The sequence below is a fragment of the Flavobacterium sp. genome (assembly GCF_027483985.1).
Taxonomy (GTDB): domain Bacteria; phylum Bacteroidota; class Bacteroidia; order Flavobacteriales; family Flavobacteriaceae; genus Flavobacterium.
On the sequence record NZ_JAIXTJ010000033.1, the window covers coordinates 1 to 19,321 of the forward strand.

The window sequence follows — 19,321 nt, forward strand, 5'->3', positions numbered from 1 at the left end:
AATCATTATAAAAAAACACAACTTTAGTTTAAAGATATGGCAAAGTTTGAATTGAAATTACCTAAAATGGGTGAAAGCGTTGCAGAAGCAACAATTACCAATTGGTTAAAAAACGTTGGTGATACTATAGCAATGGACGAAGCAGTTCTAGAAATTGCAACCGATAAAGTGGATAGTGAAGTACCGAGTGAAGTTTCAGGTGTTTTAGTAGAACAACTTTTCGGTAAAGATGATGTTGTTCAAGTAGGTCAAACTATTGCAATTATCGAAACAGAAGGTGGAAGTGTTGAAGCACCAAAAACTGCCGATGTTGCTGCTCCAATTGTTGCTGAAGTTGCAAAAACTGTTGAAGTAGCTAAAGAATCTGTTGCTCCAGCTGATTTCAGTGGTTCTGATAAATTCTTTTCGCCATTAGTAAAAAACATTGCCAAAGAAGAAGGCGTTTCTGTTGCTGAACTAGAAAGTATTTCAGGTTCAGGAAAAGAAGGTCGCGTCACTAAAGAAGATATTTTAAATTTCATTAAAAATAGAAAAAATCAACCTGTTGCTGCACAGTCTGTTGCGCCAGTTGCTCAACCCGAAACTCGTGTCTCGCAACCCGAAACCAAAGCCATTCCAGTTTCTGTAAACGGTGGCGATGAAATTGTAGAAATGGACAGAATGCGTAAGTTGATTTCAGGTTATATGGTGGCTTCGGTACAAACTTCGGCTCACGTACAATCGTTTATTGAAGTTGACGTTACTAACATTGTAAAATGGAGAAATAAAGTGAAAGACGCTTTTGAAAAACGCGAAGGCGAAAAGTTAACGTTCACTCCAATTATGATGGAAGCTGTTGCCAAAGCATTAAAAGATTTCCCAGGAATGAATATTTCTGTTGATGGCGATTACATCATCAAAAAGAAAAATATCAATTTAGGAATGGCTGCAGCATTACCAAACGGAAATTTAATCGTTCCAGTAATTAAAAATGCTGACCAATTAAATCTTGTTGGAATGGCAAAAGCCGTTAACGATTTAGGAAATCGCGCTAAAGCAGGAAAACTAAAACCAGACGATACTCAAGGCGGAACTTATACTGTGACAAACGTTGGAACTTTTGGTTCTGTATTTGGAACTCCAATCATCAACCAACCACAAGTAGGAATTCTTGCTCTTGGTGCAATTAGAAAAGTGCCAGCAGTTATCGAAACTCCAGAAGGTGATTTTATCGGAATTCGTCAGAAAATGTTCTTATCACATTCTTATGACCACAGAGTTGTAGATGGTGCGCTTGGTGGAAGTTTTGTAAAACGTGTAGCTGATTATCTAGAAGCATTTGATGTAAATAGAGAGTACTAAGAAAATAAAAAAAATATAAATTGCAACCCTTTCAATGATAACAAATTGAAAGGGTTTCTTAATTTTTGATTAAAACTTTTTAAATAATCGATAAACGGTAACAACAAAATTTTATATTTGTCGGCTAACATTTTTAAAAAATGGAATTAAAACTAAATAGACCAATTTGTTTTTTCGACCTCGAAACCACCGGAATAGACGTTGCAAGAGATAGAATTGTTGAAATCTCAATCTTCAAAGTATATCCTAACGGAAATAAAGAAAGCAAAACTTGGTTAGTAAATCCAACAATTCCAATTCCTCCGCAGACTACAGCTGTGCACGGAATCACCAATGAAAGAGTTGCGAACGAGCCAACTTTCAAAGAGTTAGCATCACAAATTCATTCTATGATTAAGGATTCTGATTTGGGTGGATTTAATTCCGATCGATTTGATATTCCGCTTTTAGCAGAAGAATTACTTCGCGCTGATGTTGATTTTGATATGAAAAACAGAGTTTCTGTAGATGTTCAAACCATTTTTCATAAAAAAGAAGAGCGAACATTAAGTGCGGCTTTGAAGTTTTATTGCGGTAAAAATTTAGAAAATGCTCATTCTGCTGCCGCCGATACTATGGCGACTTATGAAATTTTAACAGCGCAATTAGACCGATATCCTGATTTAGAAAATGATATGAAATGGTTGTCTGAGTTTACAACACGCAAAAAATCAGTCGATTTTGCAGGATTCATTGCGTTAAATAACGAAGGAAAAGAAATATTCACTTTCGGAAAAAATAAAGGGCAATTAGTAGAAGAAGTACTTGAAAAAGAACCAGGTTACTACGGTTGGATTCAAGGCGCTGATTTTCCTTTATACACAAAGAAAGTCTTAACAGGAATAAAATTAAGAAAATTAAATACAAAATAGCGATTAGTAATTAGTGAATAGTAAATAGCATTTTCTAATCACTAATTACTTTTTACTAATTATTAGAAAAATGAAAATCATTTGCATCGGAAGAAATTATGTAAATCACATTAAGGAACTTCAAAACGAACGTCCAGACGAACCTGTTGTGTTTCTTAAACCAGATTCTGCAATTTTATTGAAACAGCATCCTTTTGTGATACCTGAATTTACAGATGATGTTCATCACGAAGTAGAGGTTTTGGTTAAAATCAATAAAGTGGGTAAGTACATTGATACTAAATTTGCGCACACTTATTATGACGAAATTGGTTTAGGAATCGATTTTACTGCTCGTGATTTGCAAAGTAAGTTAAAAGAAAAGGGTTTACCTTGGGAAAAATCCAAAGCTTTTGACGGTTCAGCGGTAATTGGTGAATTTCATCCGAAAAGTGAGTTCAATTCATTAGAAAGTATTAATTTTGAGTTACATAGCAACGGAAAAGTGGTTCAAAGCGGAAATACAAGCCATATGTTGTGGAAAATTGATGAGTTGGTTTCTTACGTTTCCCAATTTTTCACATTAAAAAAAGGCGATATTATCTTTACAGGAACACCCGAAGGAGTTGCAGCTGTAAAACCTAACGATATATTAGAAGGATATTTAGAAAATAAAAAATCATTTAGAATACAAGTTAAATAATGGCAATAAATTATAACCTCTCAAAAGTTTACGCACTTTCGGACAACGATCCTGAATTTGTAATGCAAATTATCGAACTCTTTGTTACTGAAGTGCCGCAAGATTTAAAACAAATCGAAGCAGGAATAAAAGATAAAGATCATAAACAAGCTTATGCTTATGCTCACAAGATAAAACCTACACTTGATTTATTAGGAATGACCATCGCTTATGAAGAAATTCTTCAAGTAGAAGCTTGGACTCGAGCAGAAGGAAAACGAAAAGAAATTGAAGCAACTTTTGAAAGTATTCAAGATCAAATAGATAAAGCTATCAAAGAAATTAAGAAAGATTTCGAAATATAATAATAGTTGAAGCGAATGGTTCGGGATTTATCTGTCAGCCATATTCCAGCTTTCCTTCCAATCTTTTATTTTGTTGCCTGCGTGTGCCGCAGGCAACAAAATAAAAGGATTTCCATACAATCTGGGCTACTAAGTTTTCCTTATCTTTGTTGGGAAATTAACTCCGTATACAACCTATTTAAAATCTAGTATTCTTCGATAGAAAACATGCGATCGCATCTTTCCATTGGAAAAGAATCAGAAAACTTCAAATGAAAGCAACCATAGTTACCATTGGCGATGAAATTTTAATCGGGCAAATTATAGATACTAATTCAGGTTTTATTGCCAAAGCTTTAGATAAAATTGGTGTCCAAACACACGAGTTGTTATCGATTAGTGACGATAAAAAGCACATTCTTGACACCTTTTCATCACTACAAAACCAAGTAGATTTTGTAATTATAACTGGCGGATTAGGTCCAACAAAAGACGATATTACCAAAAAAACATTTTGTGATTATTTTGACGATACATTAGTTGAAAATCAAGATGTTTTGACGCACGTTACTGAAATGATCGAAAGCATTTTTAAGCGACCAATTACACAAATGAATCGCGATCAAGCTCTAGTTCCATCGAAGTGTGAAGTACTTTTTAATAAAGTCGGAACCGCGCCAGGAATGTGGATGAAAAAAGAAAATACGGTTTATATTTCGCTTCCGGGTGTGCCTTACGAAATGAAATATTTGGTTGAAAATGAAATCGTTCCAAAAATTGTAAAGGAATACGACCGACCTTACATAATTCACAAAACGATAATGACTTATGGTCAAGGTGAAAGTCTGATAGCAGAACGAATTGAGCAATGGGAAAACAATTTACCCGAATTTGTAAAGTTAGCTTATTTGCCAGCTCCAGGTAGAGTTAGATTGCGTTTAACTGCACGCGGCACTAACAAAGATGTGCTTCAAAATGCTATTGATGAAAATGTAACTTTACTTGCAAAATTAATCGGTGATATTATTGTCGGATTTGATGAAGACGAAACCATTGAAGTAGTTTTAGGAAGACAATTATCCAAATTAAATAAAACAATTTCCACGGCCGAAAGTTGCACTGGTGGAAAAATTGCACAAGTTATGACAGCCGTTTCAGGCGCTTCTAACTATTTTAGAGGTAGTGTTGTAAGTTATGCAACTGATACAAAAGTTACCGTTTTGGGAGTATCACAAGATACTATAAATCGCTATTCGGTTGTTAGTGCAGAAGTTGCTACAGAAATGGCATTAGGAATTCAGAAATTGATGAATACTGATTATGCAATTGCTACAACAGGCAATGCCGGACCAGCAAAAGGTGATGCTGATACTGATCTTGGAATTGTTTTCATAGCTTTAGCATCACCAAATGAAGTGATTGTAGAAGAATTTAATTTTGGACAACCACGTGAAAAAGTGATAGATAGAGCTGTAAATAAAGCATTTGAACTATTACAAAAAGAAATTTTAAAAAATCTATAACATTTTTTTGTGTATAAGGTTTCTTTTTTGTTACTTTGCACCCTCGAAATTGAATAACGATAAAAGATAAGCATAATGTCAAGAGTTTGTGACCTTACAGGTAAAAGAGCGATGGTAGGAAATAATGTTTCTCACGCTATGAATAAAACTAAGAGAAAGTTTTCTGTAAACTTAGTAAAAAAGCGTTTCTATCTTGCTGAAGAAGACAGATGGATTACTCTTAGAGTAGCTGCATCTACAATTAAAACAATCAATAAAAATGGATTGGCTGCTGTTTTGAAAAAAGCAAAAGTTGAAGGTTTTATTAAGTAATTCCTAATCCGATAAAAATAAAGTAAGATGGCAAAGAAAGGTAATAGAATCCAAGTAATTTTAGAATGTACTGAGCACAAAGGAACTGGTCTTCCAGGAACTTCACGTTACATCACAAACAAAAACAAGAAAAATACTCCAGATAGATTAGAGATTAAAAAATTTAATCCAATCTTGAAGAGAATGACTGTTCACAAAGAAATTAAATAATTAGAAGTTTATTAATTTAATCTTCGAATAAAACTTATAAGTCATGGCAAAGAAAACCGTTGCAACGTTACAAACAGCTTCTAAGAGATTAACTAAAGCTATCAAGATGGTTAAATCTCCAAAAACAGGTGCATACACTTTCGTAGAAAGTATTATGACTCCAGAAGAAGTGGATTCATTCTTACAAAAGAAATAATTCCCAAAATAATTTATATCAAAGCTACTTTCTATCGGAAGTAGCTTTTTTATTTTTATATTTGTCATTAAATTGTAAAATTAAGTTTTAGGAATACCTAAATTCTTATTAAATTTAAATATTAGAAATGAGTTTTTTCAAAAGAATATTTTCCTCAGAAAAAAAGGAAACTTTAGACAAAGGATTAGAACAAACGAAAACATCGTTTTTTTCTAAGCTTACAAAAGCTATTGCTGGAAAATCTAAAGTAGATGATGAGGTTTTAGATAATTTAGAAGAGATTTTAGTTTCTTCGGATGTTGGTGTAGAAACAACTTTAAAAATTATTACCCGAATTGAAGCGAGAGTTGCAAGTGATAAATATTTAGGAACTGATGAATTAAATCAAATTCTTCGAGAAGAAATCGCTGCACTTTTATCTGAAACTAAATCTGGTGAAGAATCTGAATTTAAAATTCCAGCAAATAAAAAACCATACGTAATTATGGTTGTTGGTGTTAATGGTGTAGGAAAAACTACAACCATTGGTAAATTGGCTTACCAGTTTAAGAAAGCTGGTTATAAAGTAGTTCTTGGTGCTGCAGATACTTTTCGTGCTGCTGCCATCGATCAATTACAAATTTGGGCTGATAGAGTAGGAGTTCCAATAGTAAAACAACAAATGGGAAGCGATCCTGCTTCTGTAGCCTTCGATACTTTACAAAGTGCTGTAGCTCAAAACGCTGATGTTGTAATTATTGATACTGCTGGACGTTTACACAATAAAGTGGGATTAATGAACGAACTTTCCAAAGTTAAAAAAGTAATGCAAAAGGTTGTTGAAGATACACCAAACGATGTGCTTTTAGTTTTAGATGGTTCTACGGGACAAAATGCTTTTGAACAAGCCAAGCAATTTACCGCAGCAACAGAAGTTTCTTGTTTAGCGGTCACAAAGTTAGACGGAACAGCAAAAGGTGGCGTTGTTATTGGAATTTCAGATCAATTTCAAATTCCGGTAAAATATATTGGAGTTGGCGAAGGTCTTGAAGATTTGCAAGTATTCAATAAATATGAGTTTGTCGATAGTTTCTTTAAATAATGGCTTATGACTAAATTTCTATCCTTTTTTAAGACAACATCATCCTTAATTTTGATTCTGATTAGTTTTGGAATTGGTGTGTTAGCTAAACTAGTAGAAATAAAATTTCCCGATATCGCAATGGGTTTACAAATAGTTACTTTTATAGTATTTGTATATGCGTTGATAAAGTTTTTTAATTCAAGATTTAAATAAAAGAATAAGTGCTTTATTGATATAACGCACTTATTTTTTGCCAAAGCACATCATCAAAATCAGATAAGGCTAAGTTTGAATTATCAGCAGCGTCGCCCATTCTTATAATTACCATTTTCTTACTTGGTATCACATAGATTTTTTGGTCATTTTTACCTAACGCACAGTACATATCTGCTGGAGCTGTTGGAATTAAACTTCCGTTGAATTGAAGTTGTGTTTGTGGTAATCTATAGGTCGACTTTCCATTAAGCCACCATAAGTAGCCATAAGCCTGATTTAAATTTTGTGAAGTAGTTGTTGCAGCAGTAAAAAATGCTTCATTTATCACTTGATTACCATTCCAGTTTCCTTTGTTTAATGCCAATAAACCAAATCGAGCCATATTTCTTGAGGTACTTCCATAGACGCTTAATCCATCGCCAGAATTTAACCAACTGCCACCAGTCATTCCGAGTTTGTCTCTCAGTTTTGTGTTAAAATAATTTGTCCAGGTTTGACCGCTTGCTTGCGCCACCACATCTTGTAGTTTTACATAAACATTGTGGTAAGCCCATCGCGTGCCTGCATCGGCAACATACTGAAGATTTGCTGGAGAAACGTTATCTCCAAGTGCGTCGTTCAAACCAGAATTCATTGACAACAAATTTTTGCACGTTATTAGATTTTCTTTTGCCAATGGTGCACTTGTCCAACCAGTACCTAGATAGTCTGAAACTTTATTGTTGATATTAATGAGACCTTCTTGTGCTGCAATTCCTGTTACCGTTGCTGTAAGTGTTTTACCAGCACTTGCCCAATACCAAGGTGTTGAAGCTGTATGTCCGTTAAAATAGTTTTCCATTACAATTCTTCCATTTACCAAGATTATAAATGATTTTGAATGTTTTAATTCTAAATAATTAAGTAAGGGTTGAACGGCTGATTGGTTCCAACCTAGACTTGAAATTGATTTTGTTTCCCAAACCACATTGCCATCATTTGGAGGAAAATACATTGCTTCATCTGATGGATTAGGAGTAATTGTTTCACTATCAGAATTGCATCCAATGATTAGAAATGACACTAAAACTAATAAAAATAAATTTTTCATAATTGGTAGGTTTTCAATTAAGACATTAAAATTTAAATAAGGTTTAATCAAAAATACTTTTTTATTGTATAAAATAAATTGTAATTTTAGATTTTATTAAATATATGAAAAATACAATTACACTTTTGCTTGCGTTACTGCTTTTAGTTTCTTGTAATCAGTCTATTACCGAAAAAGATATAGCTAAATTAAATGGTTATTGGGAAATAAAAAAAGTCGTTTTGAAAGACGGTTCAGATAAAGATTACAAAGTAAATGAAACCATTGATTTCTTTGAAGTAAAAGCAAACAAAGGTTATCGTCAAAAAGTACTGCCGCAACTTGATGGTAGTTACAAAACCAATAATATTAAAGAATCGATTTCAATTTCTAACGAAGACGGAAGTTATTTTATAAATTACTCAACAAGTTATGGTAAATGGAAAGAGGAAATAATTGAAGTAAAAGATTCAACCTTAATCTTAAAAAATAAGGATGAATTAGAATATAATTACAAACGTTACCAACCATTTTCTTTAAAATAATAAACTTTTGTAGTTTCAGTTTTAAAGTTTTAAATGTAATTGTAAGTTTTATGGCAAAAAGATTAAGTAACGAAAGTTCCATTTCAGATGTTTTACAACAGTTTATTCAGGTCAATAAGCTTGAGTCTGGTATGGATAAAATTGATGTGGAACAAGCTTGGAAGTCACTAATGGGCAATGGAGTAAATAGTTACACGCAAGAAGTAATTTTGAAAGGAAGCACGTTGTATGTTAAACTGACTTCAGCCGTGCTGCGAGAAGAATTGAGTTATGGAAAAGATAAAATAATTAAAATGCTAAATGAAGAACTCCGAAAAGATGTTGTTACTAATTTAGTTTTAAGATAAAAAAATCCCGATTCAATTAAGATTCGGGATTTTATATTTTTACGCACAAACAGCATAACTGCCAACTGCGACTTAACATTGAATACTAGAATTGTTCTCTTCCAGAAAAGTGAAAAGCACCTTCGATAGCAGCATTTTCATCAGAATCTGAACCGTGAACCGCATTTTCTCCTATAGAAGTAGCATATTTTTTACGGATTGTTCCTTCTGCAGCATCAGCAGGATTTGTAGCACCAATTAAAGTTCTAAAATCTTCTACAGCATTTTCTTTTTCTAAAATTGCAGCAACAATTGGACCTCTTGTCATGAATTCAACTAATTCACCAAAAAATGGTCTTGCAGCGTGTACTGCATAAAATGCTTGAGCATCAGCAGTTGTTAATTGAGTTAATTTCAAAGAAACGATTTTGAAACCACCTTCTGCAATCATGTTTAAAATACCACCAATGTGTCCGTTTTCAACAGCATCTGGTTTAATCATTGTAAATGTTCTATTTGTAGCCATTTTATTTGTTTTTATTTTTTAATTCGGGTGCAAAAGTACTTCTTTTTTGAAGAATTACAAGAAAATATCTACTTTAAAGTGATGATTTTGAATTCTTGTGATAAAGGTTTTAATTCTTTTAACAATACTTCAATTAATGAATTTCCAAATTCTAAATAAAATTCGCTAAAATTCACATAGCGTTCTTGGAGTTTTTGGTTAGGAAACAACTCATTTTGAATTGATAAAATGCGTTCCAATTGATCATTATGATTTTTTTTCTCGGCTTTTAACAAACGTTTTTCTAGATTTTCTAAACCTTTAATTTGTTTGCTTTCTTGTGCTTTTACCGCTCCTAAAAATGACTTATCGGTTGCATTAGCAATAGTATATAAGTTTTCAAACTGTTTTTTTAAATGTTCTTTTTGTGCAGAAAAATCAATTGTAAAAGCTGAAAATTCTTTCGTTTTTTTGGTTGTCAATTCACTTTGGGTTGAAAATAAATCGCTCCAAGATAAATTTAGTTTGTCGGCCTTTTTATTTTGTTTTTCAGTGGCAAGTAAAATAGAATTTCGTAACAAAAGCATTGGAAAGGTAATATTATTTGCATCAAAATTGGATTTGAGTTCCAACCAATAGGCGAGTTCGCCGCCGCCGCCAATGTAACATAAATTAGGCAATATAATTTCTTGGTATAACGGACGCAAAATTACATTGGGACTAAATTTTTCGGGATGGTTTTCTAATTCATTTAAAATTTCACTTTCTGAAAATTCTAGAGCAGTATTGTTGATTTTATAAATTCCGTTTTCAAAAACGATTCGTTCTCTTAATTTATCTTCGATATAAAACAAATTAATCTCACGTGGGTTGACTTGAACAAAGTAATCTTTCAGCATTTCGTTGGTTTTTGAAACCTTTTGAAACGAAGTTTGTTCTAATAGTTCTTTTTTTGCTTGGGAAATAAAGTGCCTTTTAAGCGCTTTTGAATCACCATCGATAATTACCAGCCCTTCATTTTTGAATAATTCATTGGCTAAAAAACGTGTTGCATCAGCCAAATTAGAATTGTTAATGTAAGCATTTTCAAAAAGAGTTTTAAGAGCTTCGGCATTGATAGAGGAGCCAATTTCATTGGCAAAAACTTTAAAAACTTTTTCTAAACCTTCTGTTGTTAATCTTCCAACTGGTCCGTTACTTTCTTTATTCCATCGAAAAGTTTTATCTTTTAACTTAAAAAAGTTAATCTCTTCAAAATCGTGATCTTCAGTCGCCATCCAATATACTGGAACAAAATTGTTATTTGGATATTCTGATTTTAACTGCTTGCAAAGATTTATAGTAGAGACAATTTTATATAAAAAATACAATGGTCCAGTAAATAAATTCAGTTGATGTCCGGTAGTGATTGTAAAAGTGGAATTATCTTCTAAAAGTTTTATGTTGTTTAAAGTCGCTTCAGAAGCATTGGAATTTGAATATTGCTTTTTTAATTCGGCAACTAAATTTTGTCGTTTAGAATTGTCGACAGTATTAAAATTTAGACTTTTTTCTTCGATTTGATATTTAAAATTTTCAATTTTCGGAAAATGATTGTAAAACGGTTTTAAAGCTGATTTTTCATCTAAATAATCAATCATTAATTTAGTGAATTGTCCTGAATTTTGATACGTTATACAGTCGCTTGGCATGGGTTTATTTTTTTGTAAAAATACTGAAAATTCAAATTCAATATGCATTTTGAATTTCACAATTAATAGTTAAAACTTAAATTATTAATTTTACTTTTGTTGCAGGATTTAAAACTTAAATACAAAACATTTCCATTGAAAGAACTTCTACTTATAACGCCACCTTTCACCCAACTGAATACACCTTATCCAGCAACGGCTTATATAAAAGGGTTTTTGAATACTAAAGAGATTTCGTCTTTTCAAATGGATTTGGGTATTGAAGTTATTCTAGAATTGTTTTCCAAAGAGGGTTTGACTGCAATGTTTTCAACTTACAACCCACAACCCACAATCGACAACCTTGAGAGAATTTATGCTCTTCAAAACGATTATATCAAAACCATTGACGCCGTAATTAATTTCTTGCAAGGAAAAAATCCATCTTTGGCGCGACAAATTTGCAGTAGAAATTTTCTTCCTGAAGCTTCTCGTTTTGACCAATTAGATGATATGGAATGGGCTTTTGGAAGTATGGGAATGCAAGACAAAGCCAAACATTTAGCTACATTATACCTAGAAGATTTATCTGATTTTATTGTGGAATGTGTCGATGAAAATTTTGGGTTCAGTCGCTATGCTGAACGTTTAGGACGAAGCGCTAATTCATTTGATGAATTGTATGCTAATTTGCAAAGCGAACCAACCTACATTGATAAAATTACGCTTCAAATATTAAAAGAAAAAGTAGAAGCGGTACAACCAAAACTAATTTGTTTTTCGGTTCCATTTCCCGGAAATTTATACAGTGCCTTCCGTTGTGCGCAATTTATCAAATCAAATTTTCCTGACGTAAATATAGCAATGGGTGGCGGTTTTCCAAACACTGAATTGCGTGAACTGAAGGATAAACGAGTTTTTGAATTTTTTGATTTCATTACATTAGATGATGGAGAACTTCCTTTAGAGTTGCTGTGTAATTATGTTTTTCAAAATAAAAATCACGAATTTAAGCGTACTTTTAAATTAGAAAATAACGAAGTAACTTACATCAATAACTCAACAAGACCAGATTATAAACAAAGTCAAGTTGGAACTCCTGATTACTCTGATTTAGCATTAGATAAATACATTTCGGTTATAGAAATCGCTAATCCAATGCACAGTTTGTGGAGCGATGGCCGATGGAATAAACTTACAATGGCACACGGATGTTATTGGGGCAAGTGCACATTTTGTGATATTTCATTAGATTATATAAAATTATACGAACCCATTGCTGCCAAAACTTTGGTAGATAGGATGGAAGAATTAATACTTCAAACTGGTGAAACGGGTTTTCATTTTGTTGATGAAGCAGCACCACCAGCATTGATGCGTGAAGTTGCTTTAGAAATTTTAAAGCGTAATTTAGTAGTTACGTGGTGGACCAACATCAGATTTGAAAAAAGTTTTACGGCCGATTTGTGCGTTTTGTTAAAAGAATCGGGTTGTATTGCCGTTTCTGGTGGTTTGGAAGTAGCATCTGATCGACTTTTAGATTTGATAAAAAAAGGAGTTACGGTGGAACAAGTTGCGCAAGTAACACGCAATTTTACTGAAAGCGGAATTATGGTTCACGCATATTTAATGTATGGTTATCCGACTCAAACAGTTCAAGAAACGGTGGACAGTTTGGAAATGGTGCGTCAGCTTTTTGAAATTGGTATTCTACAAAGCGGTTTTTGGCATCAATTTGCAATGACAGCACACGCTCCGGTAGGAATGTTTCCCGAGGAATTTGGTGTGATTCCGCAGCAAAAAGAAATTACTTTTGCTCATAATGATATTGAATTCAAAGACAAAACCGGAATCAATCACGATAAATTTAGCTTCGGTTTAAAAAAGTCGCTTTTTAATTACATGCACGGCATCTGCTTTGAATATGAACTTCAAGATTGGTTTGACTTTAAAATACCCAAAACTAAAATTGCTCCTGATTATATTGAAAGTTGTTTATTTGATGATAAATTAAACAGAGTTAAATCTTCTTCACGAGTGGTGTGGTTAGGAGGAATTCCAACAGTTCAAAATTTTACGAAATCCAAAAAAGGAGTTTCTTGGGAAATGACGAAATTAACTTTTCACAACAAAACTTCGGTTTATGATATTTTATTGGAAAAAGAGAAAGCGGAATGGTTGATCAAAACCTTGTCTAAAATAACAGTTCACTCAGAGCAAAAAACAACTTTTGCAACCTTAAAAACCGATTTTGAAGCTGAATTTGAGGATTTTGAATTGTTTTGGTATTCTAAACCAGTAAATGCATTGAGAGCAGCAGAACTTTTGATTTTATAAATTCAAAATTATTTTCAAATAAATATCGATTTGATAAATACAAATTCTAGTTTCTATCGTATATATTCTCAATTGAAGTTGTTAAAATCTAATTCGAAATTAATTATATTTATATTAACAATAGTTTATGTTAATTAATTTATAAATTTGTACAAAATACGATTAAGTTGATAAAGTTTCTGTTAATTTTTTTTATATCATTCGCATCAGTTTTTGGTCAACAAAAATCTTGTTTTGAAATTGCTAGAAAAGGAAGTCTTGATGAAATCAAAGTTTTATTCGAAAAAGATAATGCAGTTGTAAATGCGATTGATGACAAAGGCTCAAGTATGTTAATTTTAGCTTGCTATCGAGGAAACGATGCTGTTGCAAATTTTTTAATAGACAATAAAGCTGATATAAATTATAGTTCGAGTAATGGAACTCCTTTAATGGCTTGTGTTGTAAAAGGCGAATTCGAATTAGTAGATAAATTGCTGTTAAAAGGTGCAAATGTTGATTTAACAGATGTAAACGGCTTAACAGCTTTAATGTTAGCAGTGCAGTTTAATAATCCGGAAATGGTCAAAAAATTATTAAATGCAAATGCAAACAAAGAATTAAAATGTAAAAATAATAAGACAGCCTTTGAATATGCTGTTGAATTTAATTATGAAGATATAATAAACTTGCTAAAATAAATTAACTATGAAAAAAATTACTATTCTATTATTTGCTCTCGTATTTGGGTTTGAAGGATTTTCACAATCAAAAGCAACACAAGTTATCAATTTGACTTCAAATATGACTGCTCAATTTACCTTAAACAGTTCAACATCTAAGGTAACTCTGGTTTTAACTGGTCCATCGGATAGATGGTTTGCATTGGGTTTAGGTGTTGCCTCAGGTTTTAATATGTCTAGTGGTGATGTTGTGGTTTATACCACTTCACTAAACGATAGAAACTATGTAGGATATCAAAATCCAGCGGTAGATGCAAGTCAAGATTGGACTACGGTTTCAAATAATGTAAATGTAGGTACAGGAATAAGAACTTTAACACTTGAAAGAGCTCTAACAAATGCTGATCCTAATGATTTTCAATTGCCATATGCTTCTACAAATTCAATTAGTGTGGCTTGGGCTCGTTCGTCATCTGCAACGACTTCAGTTTCAAATCACGGTGGTGGTAATAGAGGTTTTGCCTCAGGAAGTTTTTCTCCTGTATTAGCAACTGAAGATTTTTCATTAAATGCGTCTTCCATTTTTCCAAATCCATCATCTGGTGAATTTTCGATTAAAACCAAAACCAATCTATCTAAAGTAAACGTATATAGTCAAACAGGAGCTTTAGTAAAAACAATTGATGTTGCTGATGATGCTAATGGTGTAGAAGTTACTGTGAGCGGATTACAATCAGGTGTTTATTTTTTAGAATTAAAAAATGATTCTGAAAAATCTTGGAAAAAAGTAATCGTAAATTAATAAAAGTAAAAACTATTAATCAATAGAGTTTACTTAATTGTAAACTCTATTATTATTTTAAATTATGAATAAAAAAGTAAAGTTTCTCGTCCTTCTAGTAGTTGTTGCTTTGGCTGGATATTTTGGATATAATTATGTTATGACTGGTGGTGCAAGAGATTTAGAAACTGAAAAATCAGAATTTGCTGTTGCGGCATCAGCTGTTTTTACTGAATTTTCTACCAACCCAGATTCCGCTACAACAAAATACCTTAATAAAGCTGTTGAAATTTCAGGAAAAGTTACTGCAGTAAATGGTACTGTAGTTACTCTTGATGAAAAAGTATCTTGCCAATTGAACGCAGTTGAAAAGGTTGACGTAAATAGTGAAGTTAAAATTAAAGGTCGTGTAACAGGTTATGATGACCTATTAGAAGAATTAAAGTTAGATCAATGTATAATCCTAAAATAACTAATTAATATGAATGTATCTAAAATTGCTTTTTCATTATTTTTTCTTTTTGTATGTGGAGTTTCCAATGCGCAAGATGATTTATTAAATGAATTAGACTCAGTAAGCACCGGAAAAAAAGAGATTGAAATTGCAGCGTTCAAAGGATTACAAGTATGTACGATGCAATCTACAAAACTTGCTGCTAAAGGCGAATGGTACTTTTTAGTAGCACACCGATTTGGCGATTTAACAGATGGTTTAGAAAACTTTTTTGGTTTAGACAACGCTCTAACTAAAATTGGTGGTTTGTATGGAGTTACTGATGGTTTGACTTTTGGTTTTTCGCGTCATACTTTAAACAAAAACTATGAATTAACAGCAAAATATAGACTTGCCAGTCAAGAAGTGAAAGGTTTTCCAGTAACAATTGTTGGTTATAATACTATGGATATAAATTCTCAATTAAGTAAAGATGAATTTCCAGAGTTGAAAGGTTCTAATCGATTAGCATTTAGTACGCAATTGTTGGTTTCAAGAAAATTTTCAAACAGCTTTTCTTTAGAATTGAATCCAATATATATTCATAAGAATTTATATGAACCATTGTTTGAAGAAAAAGATAATTTTCTTTTAGGTGTTGGAGGACGTTATAAATTGACTAAAAGAATTAGTTTGAATATGGAATATGCTGCAAGGTTGAATGCACGTGAAACTAGCTTATACCATAATCCTGCTACGGTTGGTATTGATTTTGAAACTGGAGGACACGTTTTTCAACTATTGTTCTCTAACAGTCAAGCGATGAATGATGTTAGCTATTTTACCAATGCTAACGGAATCACAGAAGGAAAAGGAATTTATTTTGGATTTAACTTATATAGAGTATTTTAAATAGAATTCGAAAATTGAGGAATGCTTTGTTCTAAACATTCTTTAAGATTGAAAATTTAATTATTAAAAATTCTCTAACAAATAAAATTATTATCATATGAAAGCTTTAAAAATTTTAATTCTAATTGCAATCGGTTCTTATATTGGCTTTTCTTGTGAGTCAGCTACTTATGAAGAAATTTCTGGTGAAGCAACCAATCCTACTTATACAACTAACGTAAAACCCATCATAGACAATAACTGTTTATCGTGTCACAGTGCTTCTGCCGGACAATTCCCCACAATGGAAACTTATGTTCAAGTTAGAGATGCTGCCGAAAATGGCGATATGATTTGTAGAATTGATGACCAATCTTGTGGAGCTGTAATGCCACAATCAGGAAGAATGCCTCAAACAAGAATTAATACTATTAAAAAATGGGCAGCTGACGGTTACCCGAACTAAGTAAAAACCTCCATCGTTTATTGGGTTTGTTGATTGCAGCAATCTTGATTACTATCGGATAAAAAAAAACATATATGAAAAAGATCTTTTTATTGCTTACCGTATTAATTTCAACCAGTTTGTTTTCACAAAAGATGATTACAAGAACAGGTGAAGTAAAATTTGAAGCATCGATGCCTGCTTTTGAAGAGATTGCAGCTAAAAATAACACAGCTTCTTGCATTTTTGATAAAGCTACTGGCGATATCGCAGTTTTGGCTTTAGTAAAAGCTTTTCGTTTTAAAATTCCATTAATGGAAGAGCACTTTAACGAAAACTATATCGAAAGTGATAAATTTCCGAAGGCTACTTTTAAAGGAAAAGTTACTAATTTCGACGCTAGTAAATTCACAGCAGGTAAAGCCACATTTGATGTAGAAGGTGATTTAACTTTACACGGAGTAACAAAAAAAGTTAAAACCAAAATTACTTTTGTGCAATCAGGTGAGAAATTGATTGCCACTTGCGGATTTAAAGTAAAAACATCAGATTATAACATTAAAATTCCTTCTGTAGTTAAAAGTAAAATAGCCGAATCAGTACAAATTGATTTAAAATTTGATTTAGAAAAGAAGGCCTAATATCAAATTCAAAAATATTTTTCAAAACTCTAGCTTTATCGTTAGAGTTTTTTTTGTTTTGTAAACTATAGTAAATTTCCAAATTTCTGGTAATTTTCAGTTACGAAAACGTTTTCTTTTGCTAATTTTACTGAAAATTAATATCAGTAAATATGAGCAATACTTACAAACTTGCGGTTAATCAAACTACTACATTTGATTTTTCTGAAGACGATTTAAAAAATCTTGATGCTGTTGGTGTGGCGCACGATCAATTTCACGTGTTAAAAAATAATGCACCATATAAAGTTGAAATCATTTCTTCCGATTTTTTAGCCAAAAAATATACTATTAAGGTTAATAATACCACTTATGAAGTAGCTATTGAAGATGCTTTGGATATTCTTATCAAAAGTATGGGAATTGAACGTGGCAAAACTAAAGTTGTTAATGCCATTAAAGCGCCAATGCCAGGATTAATTCTCGAAATCAGTGTAGAAGTTGGACAATCAGTTAAAGAAAATGACCCATTACTTATTCTTGAAGCTATGAAAATGGAAAACAGTTTCCTTTCACCTCGTGATGGAGTAATCAAGTCTATCGCTGTTGAAAAAGGTAATGCTGTAGATAAAGGACAATTGTTAATTGAATTTGAATAGAGTATTAAGATAAAAGTAGTAAGTATTAAGACTTTGTAAGAAGTTGAGATACTGAAATAAATTCTGTATAAATGAAAAAGATAACCAAAATATTAGTTGCCAATCGCGGTGAAATTGCCATTAGAGTAATGAAAACCGCTAAAAAAATGGGTATTAAGACAGTTGCAGTATTTTCAACTGCCGATAGAAATGCCCTTCACGTTAAATATGCAGACGAAGCCGTTTGTATAGGCGAAGCTGCATCAAGTCAATCGTATTTGCGTGGTGATAAAATTATTGAAGTATGTAAAGAGTTAAAAGTAGATGCGGTTCATCCTGGATATGGTTTTTTGAGTGAAAATGCAGCTTTCGCAGAAGAATGTGAAAAAAATAATATCATTTTCATTGGACCAAAATCTAAGGCTATTGAAATTATGGGTAGCAAATTAGCTGCTAAAGATGCTGTCAAAGCTTATGATATTCCAATGGTTCCAGGTACTGAAGATGCAATATCTGATATTAATGAAGCTAAAAAAGTAGCAACTCAAATCGGATTTCCGATATTGATTAAAGCGTCTGCTGGTGGCGGTGGAAAAGGAATGCGAGTAGTCGAAAAAGAAGCCGATTTTGAATCTCAGATGGATCGTGCAATTTCTGAAGCTACCAATGCTTTTGGAGACGGTTCTGTTTTTATCGAAAAATATGTAACTAAACCGCGTCACATTGAAATTCAAGTTATGGCCGACAGTCACGGTAATGTTTTATATGTTTTTGAAAGAGAGTGTAGCATTCAACGACGTCATCAAAAAGTGGTTGAAGAAGCTCCATCTTCTATTTTAACTCCTGAATTGCGCCAAAAAATGGGTGAAGCAGCTGTGAAAGTAGCGCGTGCCTGTGATTATCTAGGCGCAGGAACAGTAGAATTTTTATTAGATGATAAACTCAATTTCTATTTTCTTGAAATGAACACTCGTTTGCAGGTAGAGCATCCGGTTTCTGAAATGATTTCAGGTTTAGATTTGGTTGAATTACAAATAAAAGTAGCTCGCGGTGAGGAATTAGAAATTAAACAAGAAGATTTAAAAATTAATGGTCACGCAATGGAACTTCGTGTTTATGCTGAAGATCCAATGAATGATTTCCTACCCAATGTTGGTAATTTGACTACTTATATCATTCCTGAAGGCGAAGGAATTCGTGTTGATAACGGAATCGAAGAAGGAATGGATGTGCCAATTTATTACGATCCAATGCTATCGAAGTTGGTTACTTATGGAAAAACTCGTGAAGAAGCTATCGAATTAATGATTAAAGCTATCGACAATTATCACGTTGAAGGCGTTGCAACAACGTTACCATTTGGGAAATTTGTAATGGAACACGAAGCTTTTCGTTCAGGTGATTTCGATACAGGTTTTGTGAAAGCTTATTACAGTCCTGAAAAATTGAAAGCTAATCTAGACATCGAAGCAGAAATCGCTGCAATGATTGCCTTGAAACAATATATTGCTGATAAACAAATCTTGAGATTACCAATAGAGTAAAGAAAATTGTATTAAGATGTTAGTATTAAGAATTAAGATGTTGTATTGCTAAATATGCCTTTTAAACTTTTAAACACT

Annotated in this window: 23 protein-coding genes; 20 read left to right on the forward strand and 3 right to left on the reverse strand. The window is 32.5% G+C overall.

Annotated features, from left to right (window positions below; translation table 11 throughout):
* Positions 1-36 precede the first annotated feature (36 nt).
* The 9 genes from Q0050_RS08605 (at position 37) to ftsY (ending at position 6,579) form a co-directional block, all read left to right on the forward strand.
* Positions 37-1,341, forward strand: a complete 1,305-nt coding sequence (locus Q0050_RS08605) for a dihydrolipoamide acetyltransferase family protein (protein WP_298394309.1) — start codon at positions 37-39, stop codon at positions 1,339-1,341.
* Positions 1,342-1,481: 140 nt separating this feature from the next.
* Positions 1,482-2,252: a 3'-5' exonuclease gene (locus Q0050_RS08610; RefSeq protein ID WP_298394311.1), complete on the forward strand. Its 771-nt coding sequence runs from the start codon at positions 1,482-1,484 to the stop codon at positions 2,250-2,252.
* Positions 2,253-2,322: 70 nt separating this feature from the next.
* A complete protein-coding gene (locus Q0050_RS08615) occupies positions 2,323-2,934 on the forward strand; it encodes a fumarylacetoacetate hydrolase family protein (RefSeq protein WP_298394313.1) in 612 nt (203 codons plus the stop codon).
* Positions 2,934-3,278 carry an Hpt domain-containing protein gene (locus Q0050_RS08620; protein ID WP_298394314.1) on the forward strand — a complete coding sequence of 115 codons (345 nt, stop codon included), beginning with the start codon at positions 2,934-2,936 and terminating at the stop codon, positions 3,276-3,278. The genes Q0050_RS08615 and Q0050_RS08620 overlap by 1 nt, the downstream gene beginning before the upstream one ends.
* Before the next feature lie 251 nt (positions 3,279-3,529).
* Positions 3,530-4,780 (forward strand): CinA family nicotinamide mononucleotide deamidase-related protein, encoded by a 1,251-nt coding sequence (locus tag Q0050_RS08625; protein WP_298394315.1) that lies wholly within the window; start codon positions 3,530-3,532, stop codon positions 4,778-4,780.
* Between the two features lie 75 nt (positions 4,781-4,855).
* A complete protein-coding gene (rpmB, locus tag Q0050_RS08630; protein ID WP_121313180.1) occupies positions 4,856-5,092 on the forward strand; it encodes a 50S ribosomal protein L28 in 237 nt (78 codons plus the stop codon).
* A 27-nt stretch (positions 5,093-5,119) separates the two neighbouring features.
* A complete protein-coding gene (rpmG, locus tag Q0050_RS08635; protein WP_035126304.1) occupies positions 5,120-5,302 on the forward strand; it encodes a 50S ribosomal protein L33 in 183 nt (60 codons plus the stop codon).
* Between the two features lie 43 nt (positions 5,303-5,345).
* Positions 5,346-5,498 (forward strand): DUF4295 domain-containing protein, encoded by a 153-nt coding sequence (locus Q0050_RS08640; protein ID WP_298115202.1) that lies wholly within the window; start codon positions 5,346-5,348, stop codon positions 5,496-5,498.
* Between the two features lie 127 nt (positions 5,499-5,625).
* The gene (gene ftsY / locus Q0050_RS08645) at positions 5,626-6,579 is read left to right on the forward strand and encodes a signal recognition particle-docking protein FtsY (protein ID WP_298394316.1); all 954 of its coding nucleotides are present in this window, start codon (positions 5,626-5,628) and stop codon (positions 6,577-6,579) included.
* A gap of 208 nt (positions 6,580-6,787) precedes the next feature.
* On the opposite strand, the gene Q0050_RS08650 is transcribed toward ftsY, so the two are convergent.
* Positions 6,788-7,867, reverse strand: coding sequence for a serine hydrolase (locus tag Q0050_RS08650; protein ID WP_298394318.1), 1,080 nt, complete (start codon positions 7,865-7,867; stop codon positions 6,788-6,790).
* A gap of 104 nt (positions 7,868-7,971) precedes the next feature.
* Here Q0050_RS08650 and Q0050_RS08655 point away from each other — a divergent pair, with 104 nt between their 5' ends.
* Positions 7,972-8,391, forward strand: a complete 420-nt coding sequence (locus Q0050_RS08655; RefSeq protein ID WP_298394319.1) for a hypothetical protein — start codon at positions 7,972-7,974, stop codon at positions 8,389-8,391.
* A 50-nt stretch (positions 8,392-8,441) separates the two neighbouring features.
* Complete coding sequence (locus Q0050_RS08660; protein WP_298394321.1) at positions 8,442-8,738, forward strand: DUF721 domain-containing protein; 297 nt, start codon at positions 8,442-8,444, stop codon at positions 8,736-8,738.
* Between the two features lie 85 nt (positions 8,739-8,823).
* On the opposite strand, the gene Q0050_RS08665 is transcribed toward Q0050_RS08660, so the two are convergent.
* Both Q0050_RS08665 and bshC read right to left on the reverse strand, forming a co-directional pair.
* A complete protein-coding gene (locus Q0050_RS08665) occupies positions 8,824-9,243 on the reverse strand; it encodes a nucleoside-diphosphate kinase (RefSeq protein ID WP_298394324.1) in 420 nt (139 codons plus the stop codon).
* Between the two features lie 68 nt (positions 9,244-9,311).
* Complete coding sequence (gene bshC / locus Q0050_RS08670; protein WP_298394326.1) at positions 9,312-10,913, reverse strand: bacillithiol biosynthesis cysteine-adding enzyme BshC; 1,602 nt, start codon at positions 10,911-10,913, stop codon at positions 9,312-9,314.
* A 135-nt stretch (positions 10,914-11,048) separates the two neighbouring features.
* Between bshC and Q0050_RS08675 the strand changes: the two genes are divergently transcribed.
* The 9 genes from Q0050_RS08675 (at position 11,049) to accC (ending at position 19,243) form a co-directional block, all read left to right on the forward strand.
* Complete coding sequence (locus Q0050_RS08675) at positions 11,049-13,229, forward strand: radical SAM protein (protein WP_298394328.1); 2,181 nt, start codon at positions 11,049-11,051, stop codon at positions 13,227-13,229.
* Positions 13,230-13,396: 167 nt separating this feature from the next.
* Complete coding sequence (locus Q0050_RS08680) at positions 13,397-13,909, forward strand: ankyrin repeat domain-containing protein (protein ID WP_298394331.1); 513 nt, start codon at positions 13,397-13,399, stop codon at positions 13,907-13,909.
* 7 nt (positions 13,910-13,916) lie between these two features.
* Entirely contained in the window at positions 13,917-14,693 is a 777-nt protein-coding gene (locus Q0050_RS08685) for a T9SS type A sorting domain-containing protein (protein ID WP_298394333.1), read from the forward strand.
* 64 nt (positions 14,694-14,757) lie between these two features.
* Positions 14,758-15,144, forward strand: coding sequence for a hypothetical protein (locus Q0050_RS08690; RefSeq protein WP_298394335.1), 387 nt, complete (start codon positions 14,758-14,760; stop codon positions 15,142-15,144).
* Between the two features lie 9 nt (positions 15,145-15,153).
* Positions 15,154-16,017, forward strand: a complete 864-nt coding sequence (locus tag Q0050_RS08695; RefSeq protein WP_298394338.1) for a DUF5777 family beta-barrel protein — start codon at positions 15,154-15,156, stop codon at positions 16,015-16,017.
* 97 nt (positions 16,018-16,114) lie between these two features.
* On the forward strand, positions 16,115-16,462 hold the full coding sequence (locus tag Q0050_RS08700; RefSeq protein WP_298394340.1) for a hypothetical protein: 348 nt from the start codon (positions 16,115-16,117) through the stop codon (positions 16,460-16,462).
* A gap of 74 nt (positions 16,463-16,536) precedes the next feature.
* Entirely contained in the window at positions 16,537-17,082 is a 546-nt protein-coding gene (locus Q0050_RS08705; protein ID WP_298394342.1) for a YceI family protein, read from the forward strand.
* A 152-nt stretch (positions 17,083-17,234) separates the two neighbouring features.
* Positions 17,235-17,720, forward strand: coding sequence for an acetyl-CoA carboxylase biotin carboxyl carrier protein subunit (locus tag Q0050_RS08710; RefSeq protein WP_298394344.1), 486 nt, complete (start codon positions 17,235-17,237; stop codon positions 17,718-17,720).
* Between the two features lie 80 nt (positions 17,721-17,800).
* Positions 17,801-19,243, forward strand: coding sequence for an acetyl-CoA carboxylase biotin carboxylase subunit (gene accC / locus Q0050_RS08715; protein WP_298394363.1), 1,443 nt, complete (start codon positions 17,801-17,803; stop codon positions 19,241-19,243).
* Positions 19,244-19,321 lie beyond the last annotated feature (78 nt).